The organism is Chryseobacterium pyrolae (assembly GCF_025153485.1).
Lineage (GTDB): Bacteria > Bacteroidota > Bacteroidia > Flavobacteriales > Weeksellaceae > Chryseobacterium > Chryseobacterium antibioticum.
In genome coordinates, this window is record NZ_JANZQH010000002.1 from 419,420 (window position 1) to 433,879 (window position 14,460).

Consider the following 14,460-nt stretch of genomic DNA (forward strand, 5'->3'; position numbering starts at 1 on the left):
ATGGAAAAATTCACTTTAAAAAAAACGGATCCGGGTTCAGATATTCCGTACGAATTGCTTCTTCTAGCGGATGAAACCGTTGAAGCCATCGATCAATATATTTTTGACTCCGATATCTATCTTTTACATCATGATGTACAGAATATTGCTGTGATGGCACTCTATCAAAACAGTAATACAGAACTGGAAATCAAAAACATAGCGGTCATTGAAAGCTGCAGAAGTCAGGGAATCGGCACTATCCTTATTAATCAAGCTAAAGAAATCGCCAACGAAAATGGCTATACAACTTTAGCGGTAGGAACCTCGGATACGGGATTTCAGCAGATTAAATTCTATGAAAAGAATGGTTTCATAAAAAAGGGAGTGCGTAAAGACTTTTTTATAGAAAATTACGCAGCCCCAATTTATGAAAACGGATTACAGATGCGCGACATGATCATACTTACCCATGACCTTTCGAAATAATCCTTTGATATGCTCAATCTCGGACTGATAGTTCGTTTTTTTTCTACAGCCGAAATACAGGGTGTTTTCAAGTTTTTTCTCACCTTCCCAGATTAGTTTGAGCTCTCCGTTCTCTATTTCATTTTTGCAGAGAAAATCAGGAACCACGGCAAGTCCGGTTCCACCTTTCAGACAACGGATGATCGAGTTTAAATTGGGAACGATATAATTGGGACGGAAATTGGGTTTATGCCCGAAATTCATGATCCAGAACTGAAACAGATGTTCCATATCCCCAGTCGTTCCGTACCATTTTTCCTGCTTCAGCCAGCCCTCAATATGTTCTACTCCTTTGGTTTCAACGATTTTTTGGAAGCTGTTTGTATCTACATTTTTTCCACCTACGAGAATAATCTGTTCGGAAGAAAATGCTTCATGTTCAATATTGGGAGAAACTCCTTTTTTCGGGGTAATAATCAAATCAAGAATTCCTTTATCCAGCTGGTCCAGCATTTCCGGATACTGTCCGAAACTGATGATCAGGTTAAAAGGTAAAGTGGAAACATACTGCTCCAAAGTAGTTTGAAACGTTTCAAAACACATTCCCACGCTGATCGTAGGTGTCAGTTTTTCCGTCGACTTCTGAAAATTCTTCTCCACATCTTCCAGCTTGGAAAGCGGTTCAGACACGGCATTAAATAAAACCTTTCCTCTTTCAGTCGGCATCATTTTTCGGCCGGTCCTGTCAAATAATTTATAGCCTACATAAGCTTCCAGCGAGCTTAGGTGAAGACTTACTCCGGGTTGGGAAATGAACAGTGAATCTGCAGCTCCCGTTAGTGTTCCGGTTTTGTATATCGCTTTAAAAGTGCGGTACCATTCTAGATTGACCATAACTTTAATTATAAATATTCTGATACAAAATTACAAAATAATTACAATACTGATAGGTTTAAGGGGGCTTAATCGTGGAAGATAGACGTTATATACTCTCTATTACCTTCTATCTTCCGCTTCCATCTCCTTACCCACTTTGCCTATTTCAACAGCGTTATGATTGTATTCTGAAACTTTTCAGGCTCATCTTTATGGATTTGATGTCCTGAATTTTCAAACAAGAACAGATCTTTCCTGGGAGCTTTTACTTGCTCAAAATATCCTTTGGTAATGACCGTCAAGGTTTGAATATCGTTTTTGCCGACAAAAAAATAAACCGGGCACTCAATTTTCTTTAACGTCTTTGGCAGATCAATTTTCATGACTTCGTTCCAGGCTGGTGACCAGGTTTTAGACCACTGAAGAAACCCCTTTTTGAAATCATCACCGGTTACATATTTTTTACCGTCTTTATAAAAAAGCCACTTTCTTAAATAAAACAGATCATTATCATTGGTAAAAGGAATATGTACACTCGCCAGTTCTTTGCTGGCAACAGCATCATCTTTAAAGTGAGTTTTCAACGTTTTGAGCAATTCTTTTTCACTCTTTAACTGACTGATCACAGGGTTGACCGCAAAATAAGCATGTAAGAGTTCAGGATGATTTCTAACGATGTAAAAACCTAACGCATTTCCCCACGAACTGCCTAATAAGTATACTTTCTCCTGCTTTAGCTGCTTTCTAAGAAGCTGAATCACTTCATAGGTATCTTTACCCATTAACTCAACGGATGGTGGGACTGGTGAAGGGTTTAATTCCAATGTTTTTCCGGCATCTCTCTGATCCCATTGAACAATAGTAAATCTACTTTTTAAAATATTTGTAAAAGAATCCGCATTTTTCATCATGGAGCTTCCGGGACCACCGGATAAAAAGAGAAGTATGGGTTTACTGGCATCATCCGTTTTAATTTCTATAGCTTGTTTTATACCGCCAATTTCCGGTGTGATAATAGTATCCATTTTTATTTTTTGTACTTGTGCTAAACCAAATACTGACAGGAGTAAAAAAATAATAAGGGTTATCTTTTTCATGATTTCTAAATTTTAATGGGACTTTAATAATCTGATACAAATATGCTTCAGAGAATTTTTAAAAGAGTCTCAATAAAAAAAGTCGAACGCATTTTATCAATAAAATAGGTTCGACCATTTACAACCGGAAGTACGAATAGTTACAACAGCATACTAATCAAACTATTACAATCAAAATCAGTGTTGATTCTGTTTATTTTTAAATAAGTTGATAAAAGCATTTTATATGATGGAAACTTTTTCATTTTTCAAAAAAGAAGCATAATAGTTGGGAATTCCACTTTCTTCAATTCCATGAACGGTTTGCTCAAGCGGGTAATCTATCTGAACAATCTCAGGAAGAATCTGTTCTTCGTTCATCGTCAGGATCAGATAAGATGCCAGACGGTTTTCTTCTTTGGAACGTCCCACAGAGCCACAATTGATTGCCCACTTTTTATGTTCAAACGATTTTTTAAATGATAAATGGGTATGTCCCATTACAACGATATCACATTGGGATTCTTGCAGCATATTCACAAAAACCTCATCATGCTCAGCCTCATACAAATACGTATCATTGCTGGACAGGCTCGAATGCACAAGTTGAATATTCCAATGCTTCTTCCCTATTTTATAATTGAGTTTTAAGTGAAAAGGAAGTTCTGATAAAAATTTTTTATTTTCTTCTGTAATATTCTTTTTGGAATGATCAATAGCTATGAATCTTGCGTCTGTTTCTTCTTGTGAATGCTTGGATAATGGAACAACCGGGATATCAAAAGCGATTCTTTCATCATGATTTCCCATCAGACAGGGAATATTCAAATCTCTGATTTTTTCGATGACCTCATTTCCCCATGGAGCAAAATCTACCAGGTCTCCAAGGCAAAACTTCTGCTGAATTCCTCTTCTTTCTATATCCTCAAGCACTGCTTCCAGCGCAGGAAGATTTCCGTGCACATCACTAAAAACCGCAATCTGTATCATATTCATTCAATTGACCTGAACAAATTTACAAGAGAAGCTCAAGAACGGATCAATAAACTGTATGACATTTCACATGAATGGTAAAATTCAAACTATCATTATTCTAATAGTTAGTTATGATTTATGCTATTTTTATTATACAACACAGCGAAGTAACTTTGCATCATAAAATTTAAACAATCATAAAAATGAAAAAAGTATTGATCATCAACGGAGGACAAAATTTCGGACATTCCGGAGGAAAATATAATAATACAATCGCAGAAAACACATTAGAAGTACTTAAAAAATTCGGGAATATAGAAGTGAAGACCACTCAGGTTTCAGAAGGCTTCGACAAAGATGAAGAAGTAAAGAAATTTGTCTGGGCAGATGTTATCATCTACCATACACCCATCTGGTGGTTTCAGCTTCCAAACAGTTTTAAAAAATATATTGACGAGGTTTTTACAGCCGGACACGCCAAGGGAATTTATATGAGTGACGGAAGAAATGCGGAAAATCCTGCCATCAACTATGGAACCGGAGGAATGCTGGGCGGAAGAAAATATATGGTCACCACCAGCTGGAACGCTCCCGAAACAGCCTTCACACTTCCCGGAGAATTTTTCAATGAAACAAGTGTAGATAATGGACCGTTATTTGGTTTTCATAGAATGAATGCCTTTGTTTCTTTAGAAAAAATGGAAAGTTTTCACTTCCATGATGTAGAAAAAAACGCCAATATAGAGCGTGACATGACACTTTACAGAGAACATCTTGAGCATGTTTTCGAAAAAGAACTTAAACCACAATTAGCGTCATGAAAAATGTATTGATAACCGGAATCACAGGATATATTGGTGGAACTGTAGCAAAGAAACTGCTTGAAAAGAACTATAAAGTAACAGGCTTGGTTCGGAATGACGCCCATATAAAAGAATTGAAATCGTTAGGCATAGAATCTATAATAGGGAATATACATGATGAAGAGATCTTAAGATCTGCCATTGCTGATACGGATGCCATTATTCATACTGCAGATTCTGCAGATGATGCCTATGCGGCAGACAGTATAATCTCTGCTTTGGAAGGAACCGGCAAAACACTTATTTTCACTTCCGGCTCAGCTATTTTTGGAGGCAAAGAAAACGGAGAGAAAAATGATTTTGCTTACACGGAAGACTTCCCGCTTAGTCCGAGACTAGAAATGGCCTCAAGAGTACTGATCAATCAATATGTTCTTCAATCTGCTAAAAAAGATATACGAAGCATCGTCATTGTACCTACCATGGTTTATGGTAAGGGTCTGGGTTTGAAAAAAGACAGTATTCAGGTTCCGGCGTTAATTCATTTTTCTAAAGAAAAAGGGTTTGGAGTGTATTTCGGCAAAGGAGAAAACATCTGGTCCAACCTTCATATTGAAGACTTGGCAGATCTCTATGTACTCGCACTGGAAAAAGCAAAAGCAGGTTCCCTTTATTATGCCGAAAACGGGTCTTCAACGATCAAAAATATAGCAGAAAATATAAGCAGACAATATGATTTACAGCCTGCACAGTCTGTAAGTATACAAGAAGCAGTCAATACATTTGGTCCCGCGGGCGGATATTTTGGATTTGCCTCAAATAGTGTATGTAGTTCCGACAAAGCAAGAACAGAATTGGGCTGGAATCCCCAATATCAATCCATCGAAAATTTTATTTAAGTATGAAAATTTACCTTACAGCCGTTATAAAAGCCAAAGACGAATACAGAGCAGAAGTACTGGAAATTCTTCAAAATATGGTATCAGAAACCAGAAAAGAAAACGCAAACGAACTGTACAGCCTTCATCAGGGAATCGAAGACAAAAACCAGTTCATCTTCTACGAGATCTGGAAAAGTGAGGAAGGACTGGCTCAGCATAACCAGCAGCTATACATCCAAGCTTTCGGAGCCATCGTTGATGAAAAATTACAGGAAAAACCACAACTTTATACAACCCATATTCTTTAATATGAAAAAACTAGCATTTTTATTTTTAACCCTATTTACCATAGGATTTATTCAGGCACAACACCAAAAATCTAAACGTATGAAAAAGAAAATTTTATTTGTCGTGACCAGTCATGATAAAAAAGGAAGCACAGGTGAAGATACCGGATATTATCTGGGCGAAGTTTCCCATCCGTGGGAAGTTCTTCACAAAGCAGGATATGAAATTGATTTTGTGAGCCCTCAAGGCGGAACTCCCCCGGTAGACGGATTTGATCTAAAAGATCCTGTAAACAAAGAATTCTGGGAGAACAAAGAATATAAAAATAAAATCGATCATTCTTTACAGCCTTCTCAGGTGAAACCAGACAATTACAGTGCAATCTTCTACGCAGGAGGTCACGGTGCCATGTGGGATTTCGCGGACAATACTGAATTGGCAGACATTGCTTCCAAAGTATATGAGAACGGCGGTATCGTAGCTGCTGTATGTCATGGTCCGGCTGGTCTTGTCAATATTAAACTGAACAATGGAAAATATCTGGTAGATGGAAAAAAGATCAATGCGTTTACCAATGAGGAAGAAGCTGAAGTGAAATTAACCAATGTAGTTCCTTTCCTTCTGGAAGATAAACTGAAAGAAAGAGGCGCAAAATTTGAAAAATCAGGACTTTGGCAGAACCATGTGGTGGCTGACCAGAGAGTGATCACAGGACAGAATCCTCAGTCTGCAAAAAGTGTAGGTGAAGCGATTTTAAAGGAACTTAGTAAATAATTTAAATTTTAACCACAAAAGACACAAAAGTTTTCCAACACTTAAGTTATTTAAGGTTTAAATGATTTCCGAATAAGAAGATTACATAAGTTTAAAAAATCAAAGATTTCACCATCATGGTTAATTAAAAATCTGTGTAATCCGAGAGATCTGCGGGAGACAAAAATATCAACCACAAAAGAAACAAAAGCTTTAGCAATTAAGTTACTTGAAGTCTAAATGCTTTGTGACTAAGAAGATCACATAAGTTCTTTAAAAATCAAAGATTTTTATGTTGACAAATAACAATTATTGAACCGGTAAGAATTCCCCTCCTGTGGAGGGGTGGCGAAAATTCAAAGAATTTTTGACGGGGTGGTTCAAGAAAAAATCCTTTTGTGGCTCACAATTTTAATAAGTAATCAAGACAAAAAAATGGAATACAGAAAATTAGGAAATACAGAACTGGAACTGTCTGCAATTACTCACGGAGCATTCGCTATCGGAGGAAATATGTGGGGCGGCAATGAAAAACAGGATTCCATCAATTCAATTCATGCTTCTTTAGACCACGGGGTAACTTCTATTGATACCGCTCCTTTCTATGGGTTCGGACTCAGCGAGGAAATGATCGGAGAAGCAATTAAAGGAAAAGACCGTTCAAAAATTCAGTTATTAACCAAATTCGGTTTGGTATGGGACGGCAGCAATAACGGAAAAGGTGAATTTTTCTTCAATGCAGAAGATGAAGGTAAAACCCTTCCGGTCTATAAACATGCTTCCAAAGCCAATGTGATTAAAGAAGTGGAGGAAAGTCTAAAAAGACTGGGAACAGATTATATTGATCTTTTACAGCTTCACTGGCCGGATAGTACGACCCCTATCTGCGAAACAATGGAAGCCATGGAACTTCTAATCCAGCAGGGAAAAGTCCTTGCGGCAGGAGTCAGCAATTATACGGTTCCACAGATGCAGGAAGCCAACAGAACGTTGCATTTAGCAAGCAACCAGGTTTCTTACAGCATGCTGAACCGTGCTATTGAAAGTGACCTTGTTCCTTATTCATTGGAACACAATTCAGGAATTATTGTTTACAGTCCGATGGAAAGAGGTCTTTTGACGGGTAAATATTTCAAAGAGGATAAATTAAAAGACAATGACCACAGAAACGGTTATTTCTCCCAGTTTGATTTAAATAAAGTAAAAACTTTCTTAGAAAAAATAGAGCCTATTGCTCAGGAAAAAGGTGCTTCCCTGTCCCAACTGATACTGAGATGGACAACATTACAGCCAGCTATTACAGTAGTTTTAGCAGGAGCCAGAAATGCACAGCAGGCGATTGAAAATGCCCAATCTATGTCCATTGATCTTTCTCAGGATGAATTGAATTTCATTAATTCTGAATTGTCACAATTTTAATACAATACACTTTCGTCATTGCAAACGAAGTGAAGCAATCTCTCACTAAATAAAAGAGCCTTTCAGTTTGGAAGGCTCTTTTTCATCAATAACTTTAAACGGAAAACTATTTCGCGATCGGTAAGTGGGTACTTACTGCAATTCTGTTCCACGCATTGATGGTTACAATCGCCATGATAATCTGCGCAATCTTTGCATCATCAAAATACTGTTTTGCCTTTTGGAAAGTTTCTTCTGAAAGACCGTTGTGGCTGATCAGGGTAATTTCTTCGGTCATCGCCAAAAGTACCTGCTCTTCTTCTGTAAAAAATTCTTTCGCTTCTCTCCAACCTTCAAGAATGAAAATTCTCTGCGTTGTTTCTCCGTATTTGATAGCATCTTTCGTATGCATATCAAGGCAGAAAGCACATTTGTTGATCTGTGAAGCTCTGATCTTAATTAATTCCTTTTGAATGTGGTTTAATGAAATCGTCTGAAGGTATCCTTCCAATCCCATCATAGCTTTGTAAGCTGCTGAATCTACAGTGGCAATATTTAATCTTGCGCTCATAATATTATAATTTGTTGGTTAAATGATCTATACTAAAAGAATACTTCGGCTGAACGGCCAGTAAAAATGCTCCGGCGCTTCCTACCCAGACAGAATAATCCAGGGGAGCTTTAATTCCTAATGCAATAGTCATAGACAAAGCAAAGACCAGCAACATAAAACCAGCTCCATACGCTGCAATCCTGGTTTTCCAACCCACAAGCAGCATCAGTGGAAAAAGTATTTCAAAAAAAGTCGCGGTATAAGCAGAAAATGTACTTAAACCTTCTGGAAGAAAAAAAGTAAGCTTCCGGGTATAAACTTCAAAGTTCTCCCAATTTCCCCAGGCGGAGTTTTTGCCCCAGAAACCGAATCTGTCCGCCACTGCGGAAAGCATCGTCACAGAAATGGCAAGTCTTAAAAATAATTGTGGAAACTGAACATTTTTGTCTGTCATGATATTGGCTTTTAATAACATGACAAATTTCCGACTTATTATCGGTAAAAATCTTAAACTGGTTTAAGAACGTAATTTTGCTCTGATTTCACTCAGATATTCCGGAGTAAGATTTAAAAAAGAAGCGATCAGATATTGAGGAATTCTTTGGATAAACCATGGATATAAAGTACTGAAATGAACATATAGTTCTTCTCTCGACATTTCATAAAGATAACGAATCCGTCTTTCCGAAGCTGCATACGCCCTCTGATAGATCATCCTGAAATACCGCTCCATAATCGGATGTTTCTCTAGTAAAAGTTCCTGCTGCTGAAGATCTATAACAAGAACCGTAGAACGCTCCACCGCCTGAATACAGAAATCTGATTTCATCTGTCTCTCATACGCGAAAGTATCCGTGATCCACCAGTTTTCTATGGCAAATTCCGTGGTTTGTTCGGCGCCCTTCTCATTCACAAAAAACTTTCTCAAACACCCCACAGACACAAAATACATCGATCTACAGATTTCACCATGAAGCATCAGGCTCTCCTTTTTTTTCACTTCTATTTCCTTAAAAAAAGAAAATATAGAAGCATATTCTTCATCGGTGACTGTAATAAATTTATTTAAATGTGCTTTGAAAGTATCCATCTTTGCAATTGAATACCCAAACTTAACTTTATTTTTTTAGTTTTACAATTACAAAATAGTAAATCATGGAACTCGTTGCTAAAATTCTGATCGCCATCGTTGCGCTGGAACATATCTATATCTTATGGATGGAAATGTTTGCCTGGGAAACCAAAGGAAAAGAAGTATTTAAAGCCGCATTGCCGGCAGAAATGTTTAAACCCACGAAAGGTCTGGCTGCCAATCAGGGGCTCTATAATGGTTTTCTTGCAGCAGGGCTGATCTGGTCATTGCTGATTGAAGATCCGAAATGGCAAACATACGTTGCTCTGTTTTTCCTGAGTTGTGTGGCTATTGCCGGAATTTACGGGGCAATTTCAGCAACTAAAAGAATATTTTTCGTACAGGCCCTGCCAGCGATATTAGCGATTATTGCTGTTCTTTTAAAGTAAGTTTATAAAGAATTGTCATTGCGAGGATCGAAGAGACAAAGCAATCTCAGAAATGAGAACTATTCTTTTTTGAATACTTTTGAGATTGCTTCACCTAAACAAATGGGTGAAAATTTGTCTCCCACAGATTGCTCAGATGGTACAAATTTTTTCTTGTTGTTAAAAATTAGTAATGCGGAAAAATCTTTCAATCTTTCAATTCTTCAATTTTTAAATCTTTAAATCAAGCTACCCCATCGACTCCTTGATCTTCTCCCGATGAATAATCCCCCAGTTCACCAAAGTTTCCGTCACCGGAAAAACTGATTTTCCGTATTCTGTCACGGCATAAGTTACGGTGATCGGTTTCGTATCCTGGATGGTTCTGGTAATCAGAAGATTCATCTCCAGTTCTTTCAGCTCTTTACTGAGCATTTTTGCCGAAATTCCGGTAATACCACGTTGCAGCTTTTTGAAATGGATCTGCTGGTCAGTTCTGTTGGTCAGATACCGTATAATCATCAGCTTCCATTTTCCGCCCAAAACATCCAGACTGTCGCGCATGGCAAACAATTCTTCCGTACAGTTGGCCTCTCTTTCTATTCCGTTTTCTATGATTTTTGCCATAATAGTTTCATTAAGGTAACTAGTTACCAATAGTTAACTGGTAGTAAATATAAACTATTCTCTTTTTACATTTGTCTATCAAATTACTCTTATGAAAGCCATTATATTAAATAAAAATTTCCAGCTTGAAGAGGCTGTGATAGAAAAGCCCAAGCCAAAAAATCATGAAGTTCTCATCCAGATCAAAGCCAGCGGTTTTAATCCTATCGATTATCAGATGATAGAGAACGAACTGGAACGGAAGTTACTCAAATCACCCATCCTGGGCCGTGAACTATCCGGAATTGTTATCGAAAAAGGTGCAGATGCCCATCAGTTCAATATTGGAGCCGAAATATACTGCGGAAGCGGGTCCATGGGAAGCAACGGTTCTTACGCTGAATATGTTGCTGTTCCTGAAGCTATTGTTGCCTTAAAACCAAAAAATATTTCTTTTGAACAGGCCGCTGGTATTCCATCAGCAGGACTTACTGCGTTACAAATTGTTAACCGTTTAAAACTGAACCATGATGATTCTGTTTTGGTTACCGGAGCAACAGGTGGAGTTGGTTCCTTTGTGATCAAATTTCTAATTGCCAATCAGTTTCAGAAAATTACAGCCACTGTTGGAAGTGGAGAAAACAGACAAATTCTTCTGGGATTGGGCTTAAAAAATCATCAGATTATCAATTATAAAGAGGAAAATCTTGCAGCCAATCTTTTAAAAGCCAATGATGAACAGCTTTTCGACTTCGGAATTGATCTTGTGGGAAATTATATGTCTGAAATCACGGCAGATATTTTGAAAATCAATGGTACTTATGCAGATGTTACCGCACTGGTCACAAAAGATGCCCACGAAACCCTTTTCAATAAAGGAACTGTGATCATGAATATCTCCAATTATTCCTACAGCATGAACAAAGACTATCAGTATTACAAAGGAAGCCTTGAGGAAATTGCAAGACTTATTGAGAACGGAACGATCAGTACTCCCAATTATAAAACTATAGGAGATCTTTCTCTGGATACGGTTCTCAAGGCCCATTCCCTTCTTAAAAACAATCAGACTCAAGGTCATAAACTCATCATGAAACATTAAACTATGAATACAATACCCAGACGTATCGTCACAGGAATTAAAAACGGAAAATCCGTCATCATAGAAGATCAGCAAACAGAAAATGTTGTGGAACATCTTCCAGGCCTGATTATTTCAGATATATGGAATACTCAGAAAATGCCGGCAGGATTGGATATTGAAACCCGAATCCCCAATACAGGATTCCCACAGACTCCTAAAAACGGAACCTATTTCCGTTACGTTGTCATTCCACCGGATAAAGATCTCGGAGTAGAATTCAAAGCCGGAGAGCCTCATCCCATGATGCACCAGACTCAAACTCTGGATTACATTATTCTTCTTTCAGGAGAACTTCATCTGATCATGGAAGAAGGGGAAACGCTTCTCAAACCGGGAGATATCGTCATTCAAAGAGGGACCAATCATGCATGGAGTAACCGCTCTGATGAGCCATGTATTCAGCTTGCGGTACTTATTGATGCAGAGAATTAGATTTAAAAATTGAAGAATTGAAAGATTAAAAGATTTTTCCGCATTACTAATTTTTCACAACAAGAAAAAATCTGTGCCATCCGTGCCATCTGCGGAAAACCGTTTGTCATTGCGAACCTTTAGGTGAAGCAATCTCAACAAAAAGATAGCAACTATAAAGCAGAAATTTCTAAAAGTTTCTGCTTCATGGTTTCAGGCGCCAGCAGCCCTTCATGATAATATACCAGTTTTTGATCCTTATCAAGAACGATCCACAGCGGATAAACAGGCTGGCTCTTATTTTTAGACAAAGCCAGTGCCAGCTCATGAATCCCGGCACTTCCATTAGAAAGATATCCAAATTCCCGCCCCTGGAAATTTATCTTTTCCTTTGTTTTTTCAGCTTCAAAATTGACCATATAAAAATTTTCATTGATCAGATCAACGGTTTCTTTGTCTTTGTTTAATGCATGTTTCTCCATTTTACAAACCGAGCACCAGTCCGTATACAAATGGATAATAATGGGTTTCGGATCTTTTTTCATAGATATTTCAAGATCAGAAAAAGTGCCTGTCTTCATCTGAGACAGATAAAAACAGGGCACTAACATTAAAAATAAAATAAAATTTTTCATTTCAAAGTATATTTTACTCCCAGAAAACCTCTGATCTTCTGCATCGGCGCATAACCGTAAGAGGTATCAAAAGTGTAATGGTTCGGGTTGCTTATCGGGTCGTCCGCATATTTGTCAAATGGGTCAAACGGCCTCATCAAAGGATCTTTAGGTGTAAAATTGAACAGGTTTTTAATCCCACAATACACCTCAAAACCGGATTTGAAACTTTTTGAAACCTGAATATTGGCTAAAGAATAGAACGGAGAATATTCCGGACGGTAATCATTCGGCAGTACCGGAAGCCTCATGGGTCCGTAGAATTGTCCTGTAAAATCTACTGTCAGATCATTCGCGAACTTATATGAAAGATTGTAGGTACCACTCCATTTCGGAGCATGCAGCTGCTGTGATTTTTTGTTATCGCCATCAAACTTCTGATAAACGTCCAGGTAAGTCACTCCCAAATTAATGCTCAAAGGAAAACTAAAACTGAAATCCACATTCATAGAAGCTCCTCTCGAAATTCCGTAGCCATTAAGATTGTCGTAAATAATTTTATCCGGATCTGTATCAAAATCTCCTACGATCTTATTGCTGAAATAGGTATAAAATGCAGATGCATCAAGCTGAAGCATACGACTTCCTACCGGAATTTTCCAGATGTAGTTTAAATTTCCATTCACGGATTTTTCAGGTTTAAGATTAGACTTGATCAGCACCTCTCTTGAGCCTGTCAATGCAGCATGATCTTCGGTAAACAGATTCACCACTCTGAATCCTGTTCCGAAATTGAACCTCAGCGTATGGTAAGGATTCGGTGAGAATTTCCAGGCAAATCTTGGTGAATGCACTTCATGATGGATCTTATCATAATCAAAACGGTAGCCTACCAATAAAGTATGCTTATCGCTAATTTCCCACTGATCCTGAACAAAAGCTCCCCAGATAGGAGATTTCATCGGTGCGTTTGTGATTCCGTCTCCGGACAAGGTTCCGGGAGTATTGTCATCATAAAATGTTCTTTTGAAAGTAACTCCACTTGTCAGATCATGTTTCCCTAACTTTTTACTCCAGTACGTCTGTGCAAAAGCTACTTTTTGAAGGGCATTATAGGGGTTACTGCCATAAAAAGAATTCTGGTCATGATAATTATACGAAAACTGAGTAACGATATATTCCTTTAAAGGCCATTGGTACAATCCAAAAACTTCTGCCCTGCTGGTATAAATACTTTCACCATAGACGTCACTGCTTCCACGATGGGATTTGTTCCACTGCATTTCCCCGCCAAAGCGGTCTTCATATAAATATCTCATGGCAAAGCTTGCCTGGCGGTTTTCCTTTCTCTGAAAATTCCATTTATTAAAAACTGAAATCCTGCTTTGTAACGCAGCATCCGTAAAATTGTCTTTATTCTGGTCTATTTTTTCTTTAAAACTAAAATAATTTAAACTTAATAAAGACGCAGCATTCTTTCCCATATTAAATTTCGTTGAAACATCAAGATTGTTTTCACTCCAGGTGCTTGTCATCATGTCAACACTCAGTTTCGGGGCGGTCAATGCATTTTTGGTGATGATATTAATCACTCCACCCATCGCTTCAGAACCGTAGATAGAAGAAGCTGGGCCTTTTACCACTTCAATTCTGTCCACAAGACTGTTGGGAATCCCACTCAGCCCGTACACCGTAGAAAGTGAGCTTACAATAGGCATTCCATCAATCAGGATCATCGTATAGGGTCCTTCCAGACCGTTGATGTGAATATCTCCCGTGTTACATACCGAACAGTTCAGCTGAGGTTTTACCCCATTCACCATCGCAATGGCTTCAAAAATACTCGGAGTAGGATTTTTCTGGAAAAATTTCTGGCTGTAAACCTCTACCGCCACAGGGCTTTTTGATCTGCTGAAAGGTTTTATCGTTCCTGTAAGAACAACATCATCAATGGTACTCATCTTGATTTTCGCTTTGGAAACCGCTGATGAATCTTGTTTTATAGGGGGTTGCAAACTCAGGCTGTCGGTCTCCTGAGAAAAGCAATAGGAGGATAAAAGAATAATAGAAAATAGTATTCGCTTCATGAAATTAAAATTGTTAGACAAATCTAACAATTATTTTTGAATTACAAA

18 protein-coding genes are annotated in these 14,460 nt (G+C 38.0%); 9 read left to right on the forward strand and 9 right to left on the reverse strand.

The annotated features are described in order from the left end of the window. Complete coding sequence (locus tag NZD88_RS05230; protein WP_259827987.1) at positions 1–468, forward strand: GNAT family N-acetyltransferase; 468 nt, start codon at positions 1–3, stop codon at positions 466–468. Here the strand turns inward: NZD88_RS05230 and NZD88_RS05235 are convergent. The 3 genes from NZD88_RS05235 to NZD88_RS05245 all read right to left on the reverse strand — a co-directional run bounded on the left by NZD88_RS05235 (position 421) and on the right by NZD88_RS05245 (position 3,389). After that, positions 421–1,341, reverse strand: a complete 921-nt coding sequence (locus NZD88_RS05235; protein WP_259827988.1) for a LysR family transcriptional regulator — start codon at positions 1,339–1,341, stop codon at positions 421–423. The two genes, NZD88_RS05230 and NZD88_RS05235, sit on opposite strands and share 48 nt — an antisense overlap. A 143-nt stretch (positions 1,342–1,484) precedes the next feature. Continuing rightward, a complete protein-coding gene (locus tag NZD88_RS05240) occupies positions 1,485–2,348 on the reverse strand; it encodes an alpha/beta fold hydrolase (protein ID WP_259827990.1) in 864 nt (287 codons plus the stop codon). A gap of 294 nt (positions 2,349–2,642) precedes the next feature. Beyond that, positions 2,643–3,389, reverse strand: a complete 747-nt coding sequence (locus NZD88_RS05245; RefSeq protein ID WP_259827992.1) for a metallophosphoesterase family protein — start codon at positions 3,387–3,389, stop codon at positions 2,643–2,645. Between the two features lie 188 nt (positions 3,390–3,577). Between NZD88_RS05245 and NZD88_RS05250 the strand changes: the two genes are divergently transcribed. The 5 genes from NZD88_RS05250 (at position 3,578) to NZD88_RS05270 (ending at position 7,518) form a co-directional block, all read left to right on the forward strand. Further along, positions 3,578–4,195, forward strand: coding sequence for an NAD(P)H-dependent oxidoreductase (locus tag NZD88_RS05250; RefSeq protein WP_259827994.1), 618 nt, complete (start codon positions 3,578–3,580; stop codon positions 4,193–4,195). Continuing rightward, positions 4,192–5,076, forward strand: coding sequence for an NAD-dependent epimerase/dehydratase family protein (locus NZD88_RS05255; RefSeq protein WP_259827996.1), 885 nt, complete (start codon positions 4,192–4,194; stop codon positions 5,074–5,076). The genes NZD88_RS05250 and NZD88_RS05255 overlap by 4 nt, the downstream gene beginning before the upstream one ends. 2 nt (positions 5,077–5,078) lie before the next feature. Further along, the gene (locus NZD88_RS05260) at positions 5,079–5,366 is read left to right on the forward strand and encodes a putative quinol monooxygenase (protein ID WP_259827998.1); all 288 of its coding nucleotides are present in this window, start codon (positions 5,079–5,081) and stop codon (positions 5,364–5,366) included. A gap of 79 nt (positions 5,367–5,445) precedes the next feature. Further along, positions 5,446–6,120 (forward strand): type 1 glutamine amidotransferase domain-containing protein, encoded by a 675-nt coding sequence (locus NZD88_RS05265; RefSeq protein WP_259827999.1) that lies wholly within the window; start codon positions 5,446–5,448, stop codon positions 6,118–6,120. 414 nt (positions 6,121–6,534) lie between these two features. Further along, entirely contained in the window at positions 6,535–7,518 is a 984-nt protein-coding gene (locus tag NZD88_RS05270; RefSeq protein ID WP_259828001.1) for an aldo/keto reductase, read from the forward strand. Positions 7,519–7,624: 106 nt separating this feature from the next. Here NZD88_RS05270 and NZD88_RS05275 read toward each other — a convergent pair whose 3' ends face one another. The 3 genes from NZD88_RS05275 to NZD88_RS05285 form a co-directional block, all read right to left on the reverse strand. Further along, a complete protein-coding gene (locus NZD88_RS05275) occupies positions 7,625–8,068 on the reverse strand; it encodes a carboxymuconolactone decarboxylase family protein (protein WP_259828003.1) in 444 nt (147 codons plus the stop codon). Positions 8,069–8,072: 4 nt separating this feature from the next. After that, positions 8,073–8,504, reverse strand: a complete 432-nt coding sequence (locus tag NZD88_RS05280) for a DoxX family protein (protein ID WP_259828005.1) — start codon at positions 8,502–8,504, stop codon at positions 8,073–8,075. Between the two features lie 63 nt (positions 8,505–8,567). Then, entirely contained in the window at positions 8,568–9,140 is a 573-nt protein-coding gene (locus NZD88_RS05285) for a Crp/Fnr family transcriptional regulator (protein ID WP_259828006.1), read from the reverse strand. A gap of 65 nt (positions 9,141–9,205) precedes the next feature. Between NZD88_RS05285 and NZD88_RS05290 the strand changes: the two genes are divergently transcribed. Further along, on the forward strand, positions 9,206–9,571 hold the full coding sequence (locus NZD88_RS05290) for a DUF1304 domain-containing protein (RefSeq protein WP_169235556.1): 366 nt from the start codon (positions 9,206–9,208) through the stop codon (positions 9,569–9,571). A 228-nt stretch (positions 9,572–9,799) separates the two neighbouring features. Here the strand turns inward: NZD88_RS05290 and NZD88_RS05295 are convergent, their stop codons facing one another. Then, the gene (locus NZD88_RS05295; RefSeq protein ID WP_169235555.1) at positions 9,800–10,177 is read right to left on the reverse strand and encodes a winged helix-turn-helix transcriptional regulator; all 378 of its coding nucleotides are present in this window, start codon (positions 10,175–10,177) and stop codon (positions 9,800–9,802) included. 91 nt (positions 10,178–10,268) lie between these two features. On the opposite strand from NZD88_RS05295, the gene NZD88_RS05300 reads away from it, so the two are divergent. Both NZD88_RS05300 and NZD88_RS05305 read left to right on the forward strand, forming a co-directional pair. Further along, a complete protein-coding gene (locus tag NZD88_RS05300; protein ID WP_259828009.1) occupies positions 10,269–11,258 on the forward strand; it encodes an NADP-dependent oxidoreductase in 990 nt (329 codons plus the stop codon). A gap of 3 nt (positions 11,259–11,261) precedes the next feature. Continuing rightward, positions 11,262–11,732 carry a cupin domain-containing protein gene (locus NZD88_RS05305; RefSeq protein WP_259828011.1) on the forward strand — a complete coding sequence of 157 codons (471 nt, stop codon included), beginning with the start codon at positions 11,262–11,264 and terminating at the stop codon, positions 11,730–11,732. Positions 11,733–11,884: 152 nt separating this feature from the next. Here NZD88_RS05305 and NZD88_RS05310 read toward each other — a convergent pair whose 3' ends face one another. Both NZD88_RS05310 and NZD88_RS05315 read right to left on the reverse strand, forming a co-directional pair. Further along, positions 11,885–12,346, reverse strand: a complete 462-nt coding sequence (locus NZD88_RS05310; RefSeq protein ID WP_259828012.1) for a thioredoxin family protein — start codon at positions 12,344–12,346, stop codon at positions 11,885–11,887. Then, entirely contained in the window at positions 12,343–14,412 is a 2,070-nt protein-coding gene (locus NZD88_RS05315; protein ID WP_259828013.1) for a TonB-dependent receptor plug domain-containing protein, read from the reverse strand. The genes NZD88_RS05310 and NZD88_RS05315 overlap by 4 nt, the downstream gene beginning before the upstream one ends. Positions 14,413–14,460: the final 48 nt, after the last annotated feature.

Excerpts from the sequence above, each read along its gene's own strand:
- NZD88_RS05230 (WP_259827987.1), top strand. The coding sequence starts at position 1 with ATGGAAAAATTCACTTTAAAAAAAACGGATCCGGGTTCAGATATTCCG.
- NZD88_RS05235 (WP_259827988.1), bottom strand. The coding sequence starts at position 1,341 with ATGGTCAATCTAGAATGGTACCGCACTTTTAAAGCGATATACAAAACC.
- NZD88_RS05240 (WP_259827990.1), bottom strand. The coding sequence starts at position 2,348 with ATGGATACTATTATCACACCGGAAATTGGCGGTATAAAACAAGCTATA.
- NZD88_RS05245 (WP_259827992.1), bottom strand. The coding sequence starts at position 3,389 with ATGATACAGATTGCGGTTTTTAGTGATGTGCACGGAAATCTTCCTGCG.
- NZD88_RS05250 (WP_259827994.1), top strand. The coding sequence starts at position 3,578 with ATGAAAAAAGTATTGATCATCAACGGAGGACAAAATTTCGGACATTCC.
- NZD88_RS05255 (WP_259827996.1), top strand. The coding sequence starts at position 4,192 with ATGAAAAATGTATTGATAACCGGAATCACAGGATATATTGGTGGAACT.
- NZD88_RS05260 (WP_259827998.1), top strand. The coding sequence starts at position 5,079 with ATGAAAATTTACCTTACAGCCGTTATAAAAGCCAAAGACGAATACAGA.
- NZD88_RS05265 (WP_259827999.1), top strand. The coding sequence starts at position 5,446 with ATGAAAAAGAAAATTTTATTTGTCGTGACCAGTCATGATAAAAAAGGA.
- NZD88_RS05270 (WP_259828001.1), top strand. The coding sequence starts at position 6,535 with ATGGAATACAGAAAATTAGGAAATACAGAACTGGAACTGTCTGCAATT.
- NZD88_RS05275 (WP_259828003.1), bottom strand. The coding sequence starts at position 8,068 with ATGAGCGCAAGATTAAATATTGCCACTGTAGATTCAGCAGCTTACAAA.
- NZD88_RS05280 (WP_259828005.1), bottom strand. The coding sequence starts at position 8,504 with ATGACAGACAAAAATGTTCAGTTTCCACAATTATTTTTAAGACTTGCC.
- NZD88_RS05285 (WP_259828006.1), bottom strand. The coding sequence starts at position 9,140 with ATGGATACTTTCAAAGCACATTTAAATAAATTTATTACAGTCACCGAT.
- NZD88_RS05290 (WP_169235556.1), top strand. The coding sequence starts at position 9,206 with ATGGAACTCGTTGCTAAAATTCTGATCGCCATCGTTGCGCTGGAACAT.
- NZD88_RS05295 (WP_169235555.1), bottom strand. The coding sequence starts at position 10,177 with ATGGCAAAAATCATAGAAAACGGAATAGAAAGAGAGGCCAACTGTACG.
- NZD88_RS05300 (WP_259828009.1), top strand. The coding sequence starts at position 10,269 with ATGAAAGCCATTATATTAAATAAAAATTTCCAGCTTGAAGAGGCTGTG.
- NZD88_RS05305 (WP_259828011.1), top strand. The coding sequence starts at position 11,262 with ATGAATACAATACCCAGACGTATCGTCACAGGAATTAAAAACGGAAAA.
- NZD88_RS05310 (WP_259828012.1), bottom strand. The coding sequence starts at position 12,346 with ATGAAAAATTTTATTTTATTTTTAATGTTAGTGCCCTGTTTTTATCTG.
- NZD88_RS05315 (WP_259828013.1), bottom strand. The coding sequence starts at position 14,412 with ATGAAGCGAATACTATTTTCTATTATTCTTTTATCCTCCTATTGCTTT.